Source organism: Brachyspira sp. G79 (genome assembly GCF_002379365.1).
GTDB lineage: Bacteria > Spirochaetota > Brachyspiria > Brachyspirales > Brachyspiraceae > Brachyspira.
The window spans coordinates 1,159,799-1,175,600 of sequence record NZ_JQIU01000008.1 but is presented as its reverse complement, the minus strand read 5'-3'; the positions used below and the strand labels follow the sequence as shown (position 1 = coordinate 1,175,600).

The 15,802-nt window shown below is 28.0% G+C and carries 14 protein-coding genes and 1 pseudogene; 11 read left to right on the top strand and 4 right to left on the bottom strand.

Annotated features, from left to right (window positions below):
• The first annotated feature begins 18 nt into the window (after positions 1-18).
• Genes KQ44_RS06565 through KQ44_RS06550 form a run of 4 tightly spaced genes read left to right on the top strand, consistent with a single transcriptional unit; the run spans position 19 to position 3,085 of the window.
• A complete protein-coding gene (locus tag KQ44_RS06565) occupies positions 19-990 on the top strand; it encodes a metal ABC transporter substrate-binding protein (protein ID WP_096736747.1) in 972 nt (323 codons plus the stop codon).
• Positions 991-993: 3 nt separating this feature from the next.
• Entirely contained in the window at positions 994-1,686 is a 693-nt protein-coding gene (locus KQ44_RS06560; protein WP_096736746.1) for a metal ABC transporter ATP-binding protein, read from the top strand.
• On the top strand, positions 1,683-2,501 hold the full coding sequence (locus KQ44_RS06555) for a metal ABC transporter permease (RefSeq protein ID WP_096736745.1): 819 nt from the start codon (positions 1,683-1,685) through the stop codon (positions 2,499-2,501). The genes KQ44_RS06560 and KQ44_RS06555 overlap by 4 nt, the downstream gene beginning before the upstream one ends.
• 14 nt (positions 2,502-2,515) lie before the next feature.
• The gene (locus KQ44_RS06550) at positions 2,516-3,085 is read left to right on the top strand and encodes a hypothetical protein (RefSeq protein WP_096736744.1); all 570 of its coding nucleotides are present in this window, start codon (positions 2,516-2,518) and stop codon (positions 3,083-3,085) included.
• Between the two features lie 98 nt (positions 3,086-3,183).
• Here the strand turns inward: KQ44_RS06550 and KQ44_RS06545 are convergent, their stop codons facing one another.
• From KQ44_RS06545 to thrC, 3 genes are all read right to left on the bottom strand, one after another.
• Complete coding sequence (locus KQ44_RS06545) at positions 3,184-4,179, bottom strand: DUF3089 domain-containing protein (RefSeq protein ID WP_096736743.1); 996 nt, start codon at positions 4,177-4,179, stop codon at positions 3,184-3,186.
• Positions 4,180-4,320: 141 nt separating this feature from the next.
• Positions 4,321-5,295, bottom strand: a complete 975-nt coding sequence (gene thrB / locus KQ44_RS06540) for a homoserine kinase (protein WP_096736742.1) — start codon at positions 5,293-5,295, stop codon at positions 4,321-4,323.
• 1 nt (position 5,296) lies between these two features.
• Positions 5,297-6,352: a threonine synthase gene (gene thrC / locus KQ44_RS06535; protein WP_096736741.1), complete on the bottom strand. Its 1,056-nt coding sequence runs from the start codon at positions 6,350-6,352 to the stop codon at positions 5,297-5,299.
• A gap of 778 nt (positions 6,353-7,130) precedes the next feature.
• Between thrC and carA the strand changes: the two genes are divergently transcribed.
• The 5 genes and pseudogenes from carA to KQ44_RS15565 form a co-directional block, all read left to right on the top strand.
• On the top strand, positions 7,131-8,210 hold the full coding sequence (carA, locus tag KQ44_RS06530) for a glutamine-hydrolyzing carbamoyl-phosphate synthase small subunit (RefSeq protein ID WP_096736740.1): 1,080 nt from the start codon (positions 7,131-7,133) through the stop codon (positions 8,208-8,210).
• A complete protein-coding gene (gene carB, locus KQ44_RS06525) occupies positions 8,203-11,394 on the top strand; it encodes a carbamoyl-phosphate synthase large subunit (protein WP_096736739.1) in 3,192 nt (1,063 codons plus the stop codon). Before carA ends, carB begins: the two co-directional genes overlap by 8 nt.
• A gap of 115 nt (positions 11,395-11,509) precedes the next feature.
• The gene (locus KQ44_RS06520) at positions 11,510-12,157 is read left to right on the top strand and encodes a Pr6Pr family membrane protein (RefSeq protein ID WP_096736738.1); all 648 of its coding nucleotides are present in this window, start codon (positions 11,510-11,512) and stop codon (positions 12,155-12,157) included.
• A gap of 57 nt (positions 12,158-12,214) precedes the next feature.
• A complete protein-coding gene (locus KQ44_RS06515; protein WP_096736737.1) occupies positions 12,215-12,436 on the top strand; it encodes a type II toxin-antitoxin system HicB family antitoxin in 222 nt (73 codons plus the stop codon).
• 82 nt (positions 12,437-12,518) lie between these two features.
• Positions 12,519-12,620, top strand: a pseudogene (locus KQ44_RS15565) (hypothetical protein); the annotation flags it as partial.
• A gap of 189 nt (positions 12,621-12,809) precedes the next feature.
• Here KQ44_RS15565 and KQ44_RS06505 read toward each other — a convergent pair.
• Positions 12,810-13,064 (bottom strand): hypothetical protein, encoded by a 255-nt coding sequence (locus KQ44_RS06505; protein WP_096736736.1) that lies wholly within the window; start codon positions 13,062-13,064, stop codon positions 12,810-12,812.
• 204 nt (positions 13,065-13,268) lie between these two features.
• Here KQ44_RS06505 and KQ44_RS06500 point away from each other — a divergent pair, with 204 nt between their 5' ends.
• On the top strand, positions 13,269-14,423 hold the full coding sequence (locus tag KQ44_RS06500; RefSeq protein WP_096736735.1) for a hypothetical protein: 1,155 nt from the start codon (positions 13,269-13,271) through the stop codon (positions 14,421-14,423).
• Between the two features lie 94 nt (positions 14,424-14,517).
• A complete protein-coding gene (locus KQ44_RS06495; RefSeq protein WP_240516518.1) occupies positions 14,518-15,735 on the top strand; it encodes a tetratricopeptide repeat protein in 1,218 nt (405 codons plus the stop codon).
• The last annotated feature ends 67 nt before the right edge of the window (positions 15,736-15,802 follow it).

Genomic DNA, 15,802 nt, shown 5'->3' with positions numbered 1-15,802 from the left:
TATTAATTCTCATTTTTTATTATATCAGTATTATCATGTAATACTAATAAATCATCAAATTATGATGATACAAGTAAAGAAAACAATAAAATAAAAGTTGTAACTACAATATTTCCAATATACGACTTTGCAAGGAATATATTATTAGATAATTCTAGCCTTCAAATGATAATAAGACCTGGAGTAGAGATTCATTCATTTAATGCTTCGCCTTCAGATATAATAGATATACAGAATGCTGATGTATTTATTTATATAGGAGGAGAAAGCGAAGAGTGGGCTGAAAAGGTAATATCTTCAATGGATACCAACGGTAAGAAGATAATTAAGTTAATTGATTATGTAAATGCTTTAGATGAGGAGATTGTTGAAGGTATGGAGCATGATGAAGATCATAATCATGAAGATGAAGCAAATCATGATGAGCATGATGATATTTTAGAAACGCATATCCATGAAGGGGTTTATGATGAGCATATATGGACTTCGCCAAAAAATGCTGTTTTAATGGTTAATGCTATAAGTAAAGCTATGTCCGAAATAGACCCTAATAATGCAGATATATACAAAGCTAATGCTGATAAATATAATAGTGAACTCTATCTACTCGATAATGATTTTAGAGAAACAATAAACTCATCAAAAAGAAAAGATATAGTATTCGGGGACAGATTTCCTTTCAGATATTTGGCAGATGAATACGGACTTAACTACCGAGCCCCTTTTAACGGATGCAGCAGCCAGTCGGATGTAAGTCCTAAAACATTAACATATTTAATAGGCTATATAAAAGATAATAATATACCTTATCTTTACTATATAGAATTAAGCAATGAAAAAATAGCAAATACTCTTATAGAACAGACTGGGGTAACAAAATTAAAACTTCATTCTGCACAAAATGTAACTAAAAAAGAGTTTGATGATGGGGCTTCATATTTATCTATTATGAGAGATAATTTGGAAAGTTTAAAAAAGGGTTTGAATTAAAATATGTTGGCTATAAAAGATTTATCAGTATTTTATGATAGTAATGAAGTATTATCAAATATTAATTTCTCTTTATCAAAAGGAGATTATCTTTCTATAATAGGTGAAAATGGTTCTGGCAAAACTACATTAATAAAAACCATACTTGGACTAATGAAGCCTAAAAAAGGAAGTATAACGTTTGATAATATAAAGAAAAATGAAATAGGATATTTGCCTCAGCAGGGGATAGTACAGAAATCATTTCCTGCAAGTGTATTTGAAGTGGTGATTTCTGGAAGACTTAATAATAAAAAATTTCTTCCGTTTTATACTAATAATGATAAAAAAACGGCATTAGAAAATTTGAAAAAACTTAATATAGAAAATTTAAAAAATAAGTCATATAAAGATTTATCAGGCGGTCAGCAGCAAAGAGTGGCATTAGCAAGAGCATTATGTTCTACTAAAGAGTTACTTATATTAGATGAACCTTCTACTGGATTAGACCCTATAGCTACAGTTGACCTATATAATCTAATAAAAAAGCTTAATAATGAAGTTACTATAATAATGGTTTCTCATGATATAGCAAGTGCTGTAAAATATTCTAATAAGATACTTCATTTAAATAAAAATATTCTTTTTTTCGGAACAACAGAAGAATATATAAAAACTGATATATATAAAAGAATATCAGGGGAGGATATGAAATGATTGCTTTGCTTCAGGAACTTTTTTCATATACTTTTATTATTAGGGCTGTTATAGTTGGAATATTGGTTTCATTATGTGCTGCACTTTTGGGAGTTAATTTGGTATTAAAGAGATATTCTATGATAGGTATAGGGCTTTCTAATGTTGGGTTTGGTGCTTTGTCTCTTTCTATGATGCTTGGATTTTCTACTCTTCAGCTTTCTATACCTATAGTAGCTTTGGCATCGATACTGCTTTTGAGATTAAGTGAAAATAGTAAGATAAAAGGTGATGCTGCTATTGCTTTAATATCAAGCGTATCTTTAGCTGTCGGTATTATAGCTATTACTGTAAAGACAGGTATTAACACAGACGTATGTAACTACATGTTTGGAAGTATACTTGCTATGAGCAAAAGCGAAGTTTATATAAGCATAGCAGTTAGTATAATAGTAATAGTTCTTTATATATTGTTTTATAACAAAATATTTTTAGTAACTTTTGACGAAAACTTTGCCCGTGCTGTTGGTATTAATATAGGGTTTTATAATACGCTTATATCTATACTTACATCTTTGATTATAGTATTAGGTATGAGAATGATGGGAGCTATGCTTATATCTAGCCTTATAATATTTCCAGCATTAACTTCTATGAGGGTGTTTAACACTTTTAAGGGAGTTATAATTTCATCGGCAATATTATCGGTGTTTTGCTTTTTTGTAGGAATAGTTCTTTCATTTCAATTAGAATATCCTACAGGAGCATGCATTGTTATGGTGAATTTGGCTATGCTTTTAATATTTTCTGTAATAGGAAAAGTATTAAAAAGATGATTAAGGAGATAATAATGAAGTTTAAATATATATTATTTTTATTTATAATGATTTTAATTTTATCATGCTCAAAAAAAGAGTATAATGACGGCTGGTTTGATATAGAAAAAAATTATGTAGACATACCTCAAAAAAAATATGATTACGGTAATCCTAGAGATAAAACAGAAAATAATCAGAAAGAAACTTCATCTGTGAAAGTTAATATGAATGCTATTGATATGAACAGTATTATAGAAATTAAAGAGAGAATGTTTATCAATCAATGCAATGATGTTTATCTCAATCCTGATGACTATAGAGGAAAATTAATAAAACTTGAAGGAATATATGACGGCTTTACTGACGAAGAGACTGGAGAAAAACTCAACTTTGTATTCAGATACGGACCAGGATGCTGCGGATATGACGGAGTTGCAGGATTTGAGTTTAATTATAACGGAAATATACCTAATCCTCAAGACTGGATTGAAGTAGTTGGTGTTGTTGAGATATTAGAGATAGATAATTATGAAACAGTAAGACTCAATGCTATAAGTTTGAATGTTCTTGATAAGAGGGGCAAAGAATTTGTAGCTAATTAAATTAAGACAATTTCGTATATTTATATTTTATAAACCTTGTTTAGGGCAGGATAATTGTATTACTATCTTGCCCATTTTTTTATTTATATTAAACAATTTTATTTCCAAAAAGCATTAAGTCTCTTTTTAGCATTTTCTTTCAAATCATAATAATAAAGCGATATATCATAAGCATGATAAACACCTTTTTCAAAAATACTTTGTTCTCCAAAATAAAAATCATCAGCATTTATAGTACTGCATTTTACAACGCCTCTTTTTTTATCTACTTTAGCATCTGCTATTTTTGTGGGAACACCATAATTTGTATATATATTAGCTCCTAAACTCTGCTCTTTTGATGCTAAAGTTTCTTCAGTAGTCCAAGTTATGGGATTAATTGCTATTGATTCTTCAAGAAGAGTAGGATTATATCCGTTAAAATTAGGACTTTCTGTATTATAAGATATTATAACTCCAGTATCATATTCATTATTTGCAAATCTCAAATGAGGATTTTCTTCTAGGTCTTTTTTAGTAACAGAATATCCGAATATATAAGCTGCAATCATTCTGTTTTTTAAGTTTTCATTTGTTTTTAAATAGTCTATGAGTATTTGTTTTATCATCATAGCACCCTGAGAATGTCCTGCTAATATAAAAGGTCTTCCGTTATTATAATTTTTTATATAATAATCAAATGCTGCAATTGCATCTTCCTTTGGAGCGGAATAAAAATATTTATTTTTCTCTTCTTCGCTTATATTGTTATTTTTATCCAAAAGATATATAGCATCAGCCTGCCTATAAAACGGAGCATATATACTTGCTATTTCTTCAAATATTCCAGTTTGTTCAGTCATTACATTTGTAGTATATCTTCTCATAGAAGGCGAATCTATAGGGTATATCATATCTTCGTTAGTATTTGCTCTTGACCAAGTTGTAGGATATAGATAAAAAACATCAGATTCTCTTTCATTTTGATTTTCTGCTATATTAAGCCAATTATTTTTATCTGAATAATTTGATGCTGTTATAGTTTTATTGATTGTATTATTTGAACAGCTTATTATAATGCTTATTAATATAAGACTAGTTAATATTTTTGACATAATAATTCCTTTAATATTTTAATATATTATTTTGTAATTCTGAAATTATTATATTATCAAAAATATATAAATCAATAAATATATTAAATAAAAAAACATGCTATTAAAAAAAATAGCATGCTTCTTTAATATTTGTTTATATTATTTTATAATAATGCCTTTTTTAGGTATATTAAGAACTTTTATTTCTGATTTGATTTTCTTTTTAGAAAAACTATTTTCCATAGCATTAGAAACTTTTTTGATTATTTTTTCATCATCTTTAACCAAAGCAAGTATTGAAGAGCCTGCTCCGCTTATAGTAACAGAGTATGCCCCAGCTGTTTTCACTTGTTTAAATAAATCTTTCAGACCAGGTATAAATTTAGCTCTGTAGTCCTGATGAAGTTTATCGTCAGTTGCAACTTCAAGCAAATCAAGTCTGTTAGAAGATAATGCAGAAGTAAGAAGTGCTGCCCTTGAAATATTAAATATAGCATCTTTTAAGCTAATCTCTTTAGGAAGAGCATTTCTAGCTTTTTCTGTACTTAAATAAAAATTAGGTATTGCAACTACTGCTTTTAATCCTTTAGGAGGATTTATTTTAACATATTTAAAATCTTCATCTTTTCTTACAACACCAGATATTATCCCTCCTAATATAGCAGGCGATACATTGTCTGGGTGTCCTTCAAGCTGAACTGACATATTTAATATTTCATTTTCAAGAGAAAGTTTATTTCCCAATATGTAATTTGCAGATAATAAACCTCCTATTATAGCCGCCGAACTGCTTCCAAGCCCTCTTGAAAGCGGTATTCTATTTATACATTTTATTATATATCCTTTATCAGGTTTTGCTTTTAATCTTTTAAATACCAGTTTCATAGCAGAAAGTATCATATTATCATCTTTTGATATTTCTTTTTCACCTTCGCCTGTTATTTCAAAATCTATTTTTTTAGAATTAGTATTTTCGTATATATGTATTTCATTATATAAATCTAAAGCTAGTCCCACACTGTCAAAAGCAGAACCTATATTAGCACTAGTAGCAGGTATTTTAAAAGTTACAAGTTTTTTGTTTGTTATATTATTTTTATTTTCTTTATTGTTTTTCTTTTGAGCTTTATTCATATTATATTCCTATAGCCTTCCTTATTTCTTCTATGTTATTATCAACTTTTATAGGAGTAGAGCAAATTTTTATAGCGTTATCTGGGTCTTTAAGTCCGTTGCCTGTAAGTACAGAAACTACAGTATCGCCTTTGTTTAATTTTCCAGCCTTATAAGTTTTTATAACTCCAGCAAGAGAAGCAGCAGAAGCAGGTTCAGCAAATATTCCTTCTTCTCTTGTGAGCATTTTATAAGCCTCTAATATTTCATCATCAGTAACAGAATCTATAAATCCTTTTGATTCATTAGAAGCATTAACAGCCAATTTCCAGCTTGCAGGATTACCGATTTTTATAGCTGTGGCAATAGTTTGAGGATTTTCTATTACTTTATTTTGCACTATGGCAGCACATCCTTCAGCCTCAAAACCTATCATTTTAGGTAAGTTTGATACTTTTCCATTTTCTTTATATTCTTTAAAACCCATCCAATAAGCAGATATATTTCCAGCATTTCCAACAGGTATAGCCAAATAATCAGGTGCTTTTCCTAATGCATCGCAAATTTCAAATGCGGAAGTTTTTTGTCCCTGAAGTCTGAAAGGGTTAATTGAGTTTACTAATGTAATAGGATATTTATTTGTAATATCTACAACAGCTTTTAATGCTTCATCAAAATTTCCTTTAATAGCTATAACTTTAGCTCCGTACATCAAAGCCTGAGCTAATTTTCCAAAAGCAATATTACCATCTGGTATAACTACTATACATTGAATACCACTTCTTGCAGCATAAGCAGCGGCTGATGCAGAAGTATTTCCAGTAGAAGCACACATAATAGCTTTTGAACCTTCTTCAAGTGCCTTAGCAACTGCCATTACCATTCCTCTATCTTTGAATGAGCCTGTAGGATTAAGACCATCATATTTAAAATATAACTCTATTCCGCCAAGTTCTTTTCCTATTTTTTCAGCTTTTATTAATGGAGTATTTCCCTCATTTAATGTAATAAGTGGGGTTTTATCTGTAATAGGTAAATATTCTTTGTACTCTCTTAAAAGTCCATTCCAAGTTTTCATAGTATTATCCTTTATTGTTATTAATTAATAAAAATAATTATCATTAGCAGTATTAAATATAGAATATAATATAAACAATAATTTTTCAAGGCTTTTTATCTATTAATGTTAGGTAAAAGTTTTATATTTTAGTATTATAATTGATTGTTTAAAAACTTCTTTAATTACTTTATAAAATAAAAATAAATTTTTATAACATGTGTAATATATACCTAAACAAATATAGTTTGTCAAAAAATTAATTTTTAAATTTTAGTATTTATGGTAACTAGCCCTGCGAAGTACACAGTCGTGCACATCCCTACTTATCGCCTGCGTGCCTTTGGCAGCGAAATGATATATATTATACTAAATTTAGCAATTTATCATACATGTAGTACTAATTAGTACGATTTTATAATAATTTCAATACTTGTACTTTCTCGAAGTGTATCCGAGCTTGTCGAGGATATAAGGTTCTTTTGGCGAAGCCCGCAGAGCAAAGGCGGGAAAAGTTGAATAAAAAAAATAACAAACTTAAAAATTTTCAGTATATATTTATCTTACTTTTTGTAAAAAATGATTGTAATATTAATTATATATGTTATAGTGTATCAAAATAAAATATAAAAAATAATGTTATGAATTATAAGAAATATAAATTAAAGAAAGTTCTGCAAACGATGCAGTGTTTAATAATCTTAAAAAAGATTGGAGATTGACATTTTGTTGATTTCCAATCTTTTTTTTATTTTAATCAAAAATCTAAAAAAAATTTAGAATAATAGGAAGGCTAAAATTGAAACGTTATTTAATACTTGAAGACGGAAGTCATTATGAAGGCATAGGATTTGGTTCTGATAATTTTAGAATAGGGGAATTGGTTTTTAATACATCTATGACAGGTTATCAGGAAATACTTTCAGATTTATCATACTGCGGACAAATAACAGTTATGACTTATCCATTGATAGGCAATTACGGTATAAACAGAGATGATTTTGAAAGTTTGAATCCAGCTATATTTGGATTTGTAGTTAAAGAGGCTTGTAAGAGTCCTAATAATTTTAGGAGTGCTGAAACTATAGACGAGTTTTTAAAATTAAAAAATATTCCAGCTATAGAAAATATTGATACAAGAGAGATAACAAAAAAAATAAGAGAAGCAGGTACTCTTAAAGCTGTGATGAGCGATACTATAGATAATAAAGATGATATAGTAAAAATTCTTAAAGAGACTCCTTATATGAATGATCATGTAAAAAGGGTTTCTACAAAAAATGCCTTTCCTATACCAAACAGAGGAAAAAAGGTTATATTAATTGATTTCGGAGCAAAACTTGGAATAATAAGAGAATTAAGCAAAAGAAACTGTGATTTGGTAGTAGTTCCTTATGATACAGATTATAAAACTATAATGAGTTTAAATCCAGACGGTATAATGCTTTCAAACGGACCAGGGGATCCCAAAGATGTAAAAGAATCAATTAATACTATAAGAGAACTTATAGGAAAAGTGCCAATATTTGGTATATGTTTAGGACATCAGCTTATAAGTTTGGCATGCGGAGCAAATACAATTAAATTAAAATTCGGACATAGGGGAGGCAATCACCCTGTCAAAGATTTAGAAACTTCAAAAGTGAGCATAACAAGTCAGAATCATAGCTATGCTGTTGAGAAAGAGAGTTTAAATAATACTAATTTAATTATGACACATGTATCTTTAAATGACGGAAGTGTAGAGGGAGTTAAACATAAAAAATATCCTGTATTTTCTGTTCAGTATCACCCAGAGTCTAATCCAGGGCCTGAGGACAGTAAATATTTATTTGATAAGTTTATTAATATGATGAATGAAGGGGTAAAGAATGCCTAAAAGAAATGATATAAAAAAAATATTAGTAATAGGTTCAGGTCCTATAGTTATAGGTCAGGCTGCCGAGTTTGATTATGCTGGTACTCAGGCTTGCCAATCTTTAAAAGAAGAAGGATATGAGGTTATACTTATAAATTCTAATCCTGCAACTATAATGACTGATAGTGCTGTGGCAGATAAAGTTTATATTGAGCCTATTAATTTGGATTTTGCAAAGAGAATAATTTATAAAGAAAGACCAGATGCAATACTTGGTTCTTTGGGAGGGCAGACTGGGCTTAATTTGGTTGTTGAGCTTGCTGAAAGCGGGATATTAGATGAATATAATGTTGAAATTTTAGGAACGGATTTAAATGCTATAAACTGTGCTGAAGACAGAGAGCTTTTTAAAAAACTTATGAATGATATTAATGAGCCTGTACCAGACAGTGTTATAGTGCATAGTGTAGAAGAGGCTGTTGCTTTTGCAAATAAAATAGGGTATCACTTGGTGGTTCGTCCTGCATACACTCTTGGCGGCACAGGAGGCGGATTTGCACGTAATGAAAAAGAGTTAATAGAAATATGCGAAAGCGGATTAAAAATAAGCCCTGTACATGAATGCTTGGTTGAAAAAAGTATTGCTGGATATAAAGAGATAGAATATGAAGTTATGCGTGATAATAATGACAATGCTATAGTGGTATGTAATATGGAAAATGTTGACCCTGTTGGTATACATACAGGGGATAGTATAGTAGTAGCTCCTTGTCAGACATTAAGTGACAGAGAAAATCAAATGCTTAGAAATGCAAGCCTTAAAATAATAAGAGCTTTAAAAATTTGCGGGGGATGCAATGTGCAGCTTGCACTTGACCCTAAAAGTTTTAATTATTATATAATAGAAGTTAATCCTAGAGTATCTCGTTCCAGTGCTTTGGCCAGTAAGGCTACAGGTTATCCTATTGCCAAAATTAGTGCGAAAATAGCTGTGGGTATGACTTTAGATGAAATACTTAATCCTATTACAAAAAAAAGTTATGCCTGCTTTGAGCCTTCTATTGACTATATAGTTACAAAATTCCCAAGACTTCCTTTTGATAAATTTCCTAATGCCGACAGACAGCTTGGCACTCAGATGAAAGCTACAGGCGAAGTTATGAGCATAGGACGTAATTTTGAAGAGTCATTTTTAAAAGCTGTTCGTTCTCTTGAGATAAAATGCGATCATATAATTCATAATGATGTTTCTAATTATACCACCAAAAAATTATGGGAACGTATAGAATTAAGAGATGATTTGAGAATATTTATTATAGCCGAACTCTTAAGAAGGGGAGAGGATATTAATGATATTATATATATTACTCATATAGACAGATTCTTTTTAGAAAAAATAAAAAATATAATTATACTAGAAGAAAAATTAGAAAATAATAAAATGAATATAGATGTATTGAGAGAATGCAAAGAGAGAGGATTTTCTGATAGCTATATATCAAAAGTTTGGGGTATTGAAGAGATTGATTTATATAAATTAAGACATGAAAATAATATAGTACCAGTATACAAAATGGTTGATACTTGTGCGGGTGAGTTTGAAAGTGAGACTCCTTATTTTTATTCTACTTATGAAAAAGAAAATGAATCTTTTAAAAGCGGAAAAGAAAGTATAGTAGTATTAGGATCTGGACCTATTAGAATAGGGCAGGGTGTTGAGTTTGATTATTCCACTGTTCACTGTGTTATGACTATACGAGAGGCAGGATATGAGGCTATAGTGATAAACAATAATCCAGAAACAGTATCAACAGACTTTTCAATATCGGATAAACTTTATTTTGAACCTCTTACTATAGAAGATGTTATGCATATAGTAGAATTAGAAAAACCAAGAGGGGTTATAGTACAGTTCGGCGGACAGACTGCTATTAACTTGGCAGAAAAATTAGTTATGCATGGAGTTAATATATTAGGTACTTCATTAGAAAATATTAATAAAGCAGAAGACAGACATGAATTTGAAGAGATGTTAAAATCTCTTGATATACCGCAGCCTAAAGGAAAAACTGCTTTTACAATAGATGAAGCTGTGATAATAGCTAAAGATATAGGATATCCTGTTTTAGTGCGTCCGAGCTACGTACTTGGTGGACGTGCTATGGAGATAGTTGATAATGATGTTTCTTTAAAAATATATATGGAGACTGCTGTAAAAGAGATAAGCAATAAAGCTCCTATATTGATTGATAAATATGTTATAGGTAAGGAAATAGAAATTGATGCTATTGCAGACAGTGAGAATAATGTATTTATTGCTGGTATTATGGAGCATATTGAAAGAGCTGGTATTCACTCTGGGGATTCTATAAGTGTATATCCAGCACAGACTATTTCAAAAAAAGTAAAAGATACTATTATTGATTATACTAAAAGAATAGGAGAAGGATTTAATTTTATAGGGCTTTATAATATACAGTTTATAGTTGATAAAAATGATGATGTTTATGTTCTTGAGGTTAATCCCAGAAGCAGCAGAACGGTACCGTTTTTAAGTAAGATAACAAATATTCCTATGGCTAATGCTGCAACTATGTGTATACTTGGAAAGTCATTAAAAGATCAGGGTTATAATAATATATATAAAGAAGAATCTAAAAATGTATTTGTTAAAGCTCCTGTATTTTCCTTTGCCAAATTAAGAAGAGTTGATACTATACTTGGTCCTGAGATGAAAAGTACTGGAGAGGCTTTAGGTTTTGATGTTAATTTTGAGAAGGCTTTATATAAGGCATTGATAGCAAGCGGAATTAAAATACCTCTTCAGGGAAATGTGCTTCTTACCATATCTGATAATCATAAAGATGAGGTATTAGATTTGGCTAAAAGATTTTCTAATATTGGTTATGGAATATATGCTACAAAAGGTACTGCCAATTTCTTAAGAAGAGAAGGTCTTTATGTTAAAGAGGTTTCAAAGATTGATGAAGAAGGTTTTGAAAATATAGTAGATACTATAAGACTTGGAAGGGTTGATTATGTTATAAATACAATAGAAACTAACAGTCAGACTCATTCTGATAGTTTGGAATTAAGAAGGGCATCTGCTGAAAATAATATATCTTGCATTACATCATTAGATACGGCGTACGCTTTGCTTAGAGTAATAGAGTCTATGAACTTTAGTATAATGCCTATTGCATAATTATATTATAATTAATAATAAAAAAGATGCTCAGATTTATTTTTTCTGTTCATCTTTTTTATTTATAAAAAGATTTATAATGTTTAATAAATATTAATGTTTTTATGAGTGTAGTATGTCAATTTTCTCTATAATATACAAAATAGTAATAATTATAATTGGGGCTTTCGCCGTACTTAATGGATTTTTTTATGGCAGTAATTTTACAAATATAAAACTTGATATAGAAACAGCATACTACTTCACATATCAAAGCAATATACTTGTTATCGTATATTTTATTTTAGATATTTTCAATATTATAAAGAAAAAAGAAACATTTTATCCAAGATTTAAAGGTGCTGTTACTATGTCTATAACAGTTACATTTTTAGTTTATCATTTTTTATTGAGTCCTACTTCTGGTAAATTAGAAGGTATTGATTATATTAGAAATATTATACTTCATTATATACTTCCTATTATGACTATTTTTGATTATATAATTTTTGATAAGAAAGGCATTTATAAAATAATAGACCCTATTCTTTGGCTTATAATACCGCTTTTATATTTTGTGTTTGTACTTGTAAGGGCTAGAATAGGAAGTCCTTTTTCAGACGGAAGTTATTATCCTTACTTTTTTGTTGATATAGATAAATACGGACTTAAAACAGTATTAAGAAATGTATTTTTTATCACTTTATTTTTTGCACTTTTAGGTTATATAGAATATTTTATTGACAGGTTATTTAATAAATTATATGGTAAACATAATAAATGATTTTACTTTTTTATTTATTTTTATATAATAGTTTAAATATAAATAAAAGGATTTTATATGATTATAAATACTATAATAGAAAAAGATGAAAATGGATATTTTGCTTTTGTACCAGAGCTTAAAGGCTGTGTAAGTGAAGGTGATACTTTTGAAGAAGTTAAGTTAAATATAAAAGAAGCTATAGAGCTTTATTTAGAAACTATGAGTGAAGATGAATTAAAGCAATTAGAGAATAAAGATTATTCAATAACTCCTATAGAGGTTGCACTTGAAAGATAAATTACCTAGACTAAATGCTAAAGAAGCTGAAAAACTTTTATTTTGTAATGGTTTTATTTTAGATAGATAAAAGGGAAGTCACAGGATATATAAAAAAGGTAATAAAAGAATGGTTATCCCTTTCCATACTTCTAAAATATTGCATCCTAAAATAATAAAAGAACTTTTTGATATCATAGAATAATTTTAAAGTACCTGATTAAAAAATATAGATCAAGCACTTTAATATTAATTAATTTTTATTAAATTCATCTGATATTAATTATATCTATTATTTTTGCTGCTGTATTTTTATAAGGTTTTATTTCATTAATAAATAAAATATGTGCATAATAAAATAAATTACTATGCACAAAAATAAAAAATAATTTGTTTATAAAGCTGGTGAATGATATCCTTTGTTAGGACCATTTGGATGTTTAATACAATGTCCATTTGTCAGTGAAGCTATTGAATGATACTTATTTCCGCAATATTTACAGAAATAATCTGATTTTTCTCCGCCTTCATATAGTTTATGCTTTCCTTTATTTGGGCCATCTGGATGTTTGATACAAGCTCCGCCTGTAAGAGCACCTATTGAAGAATATCTTGTTCCGCAGTATTCGCAGTAAAAATTTTGAGCCATATAAAGCCTCCTGTATTTAATATTTATTTTATATTATTAATATAGCATATCACTATGACAGAAATTGTCGCAAAATTTAGTTATTATAAAAAAATTGATAAAAAATTAAAAAAAATTCTATTTAATTTATATTCAAAAAAAGTGTCAGAATTTGTCATACCTTAAGATTATAATTAAATTAAAAATTTAAAAGGAAATAATCTTATGGAAGAATTAAACAGACAAAATAAAAAATATATTATACAAAATAAAAACGATTACTATTATAGCAAACATTCATTAAACTATTTCTTAAAAGAACTTGATAAACTTATAGAAAAAAATAATATAGAAATAGAAGAATCAGATAAACTCATAATAAATGATCATCATAATTGTTCAGTATATACTTTTATAAGAGTATTAGAAAAATATTTAATAAGAATTAACTTTGAACAGTTTGTGCATCCAGACCCAGAAATACAAAAAGACTTATTGGGCGGGGATTATAAATGTTTATTAGAAAAGGATAAATTTCCAGAGATTTATGAAAAGTATCATAATGATAAATTTCCTATACTAGATGATGAGTTTTCAGAATTGCATGTATATGCAGAAGATGATGGAATGTATGAACTATTAATTCCTTCTTGGTATTATGAATATGATAACGGAGAGTACAGAGATTTTATAGAAAAAGAAAGAAAAGAGTATGATGAAGAAGATAAAAAAGAAATGATTTCTGAAAAGTATAGAAAGAATGGATATATATATTTTGAAACTAAAGAATTGGTTGATGAGTTTTTTGAAAGCGGAGAAGTTGATTCAAGAAGATGGAATATGGAATGGGGAAGCGAAAATAAGAATGAAGCAATGAAGTATTTTGATGAAAGACTTGATAAATATTTTGATGATGAGTACCAAAGAGAATTGGATAAATACAATATCAAAAATAAAGATGACTGTATGAAAAGTTATATTATATACGATGAAGAAGATATTGATTATTATTTTGAAAATAGAGATTTATTTTCATTTCCTTTTTTCATAACAGAATACAATGAATTATTTGAACATTTTTATAAAAAACTTATGAAAGACAGAGAAGAAGTTAATAATTCTATAAATGATGACATAAAAGAGAAATGCGACAGGCTTTTATATGATTATATGTTGGGATACAGTCCTAATCATAGATTTGCTCCTAATAAGGCCTTTTATGTATTAAAAGAATATATAAAAGAAAATTACAAAGACAATTCCAAAGAGTATATTGATTTGGCTTTAAGATACATTATGAATTATACAAGGCATTTAGACAGGGACAAACTTATAGAAAGATATTTCAAAGGTGATAAGAGATTTTTATATAAACTGTAATTATTTATACTGATTTATTGTTTAAAAACCTACCGTGAAGCCGTTTTTTGTACCTCTATATAATAAAAAATAATAAAAATATAGGAGCTATACTATGAAAAAATCATACACTTTAGAAGAAATTGAAAATATAATAAACAAAGAGTGTTCTTATGAACCCGATGAATTTGATAATCAATCAGATAATAAAGAAAATGATGAAGATTATAAAAATAATGATGAGAATAATAATGAAAATATAATTGATAAAGTTATAGAAGTATTAAAAGAGTATATTAAAAAAGATAAAAATGATACAAAAGCTTTAACTTTATTAGGAAGAGCATATTATTCTAATAGAGATAATAAAAAAGCAGAAAAGCTATTTAAAAAAGTTTTGTTAATAAACCCTAATGATGATAAAACATTATACTATACAGCAGTCAATTATCTATATAATTTTAGAGGAAATGAAAAATATAATGATGCATTAAAACTTATTAAAAAAGCTATAGAATTAAATGAAAATGATTCAGCATATTGGCATCTTTTAGGATATATTAATCGGGAAAATGAAAATTATTATGCGGCAATAGAGTATGCTGAAAAAGCAGTTAAGTTAAATAAAAGCTATGTTGTTGATGATAGTAATTATATAGAATATTATCTTACTGTGATAGGAGAATCATATTTTAAATTGGGTAAATATGATAAAGGAATAGAAGTGTTTAAAGAAATAATAAAACTTCCTCGTCATGATCAAAGCGATTTTATGTATTTAGGATTATCATATTTTGAGAAAAAAGAATATGATAAGGCAATAGAAAATTATGAGAAGGTATTAGAAATTCATCCTTCTTGTGATTATATAGAAAATACCAGTGCAATAAATGCATTAGCTAAATCTTATATGGCTTTAGGAGAGTATCAGAAAGGTATTGATGCATATAAAGAATATATTAAAAAACATGAATGGCGTTGGATAAGATATCTATATAATAAAGAGATTGAATACTATAAATATTTGATAGAAGCATTTAATCAGCTTATAGAAGAAGAGCCTAATAATTTTGAATATTATGACGGATTAGAAACTATATATTCTTATGATTTGAATATATGTGATAAAGGAGCTAATGTACTTGAGAAATATTTACTAAATAATACTGATAATATTGACTATCAAGTTTATAAAACTTTGGCTCATTTATATGAAAATATTTACAGATATGATAAAGCTATTGAAATGTATAATAAACTTATAGAAATTAATCATTTTGACAATTATGATTATTGTCGTTTAGCTGATATTTATAAAAAATTAAAATTATGATAAGGCTTTGGAGATGTATGAAGAAAATACTTACAGTAATATAATAAAATTATTAGATTTGTATGAT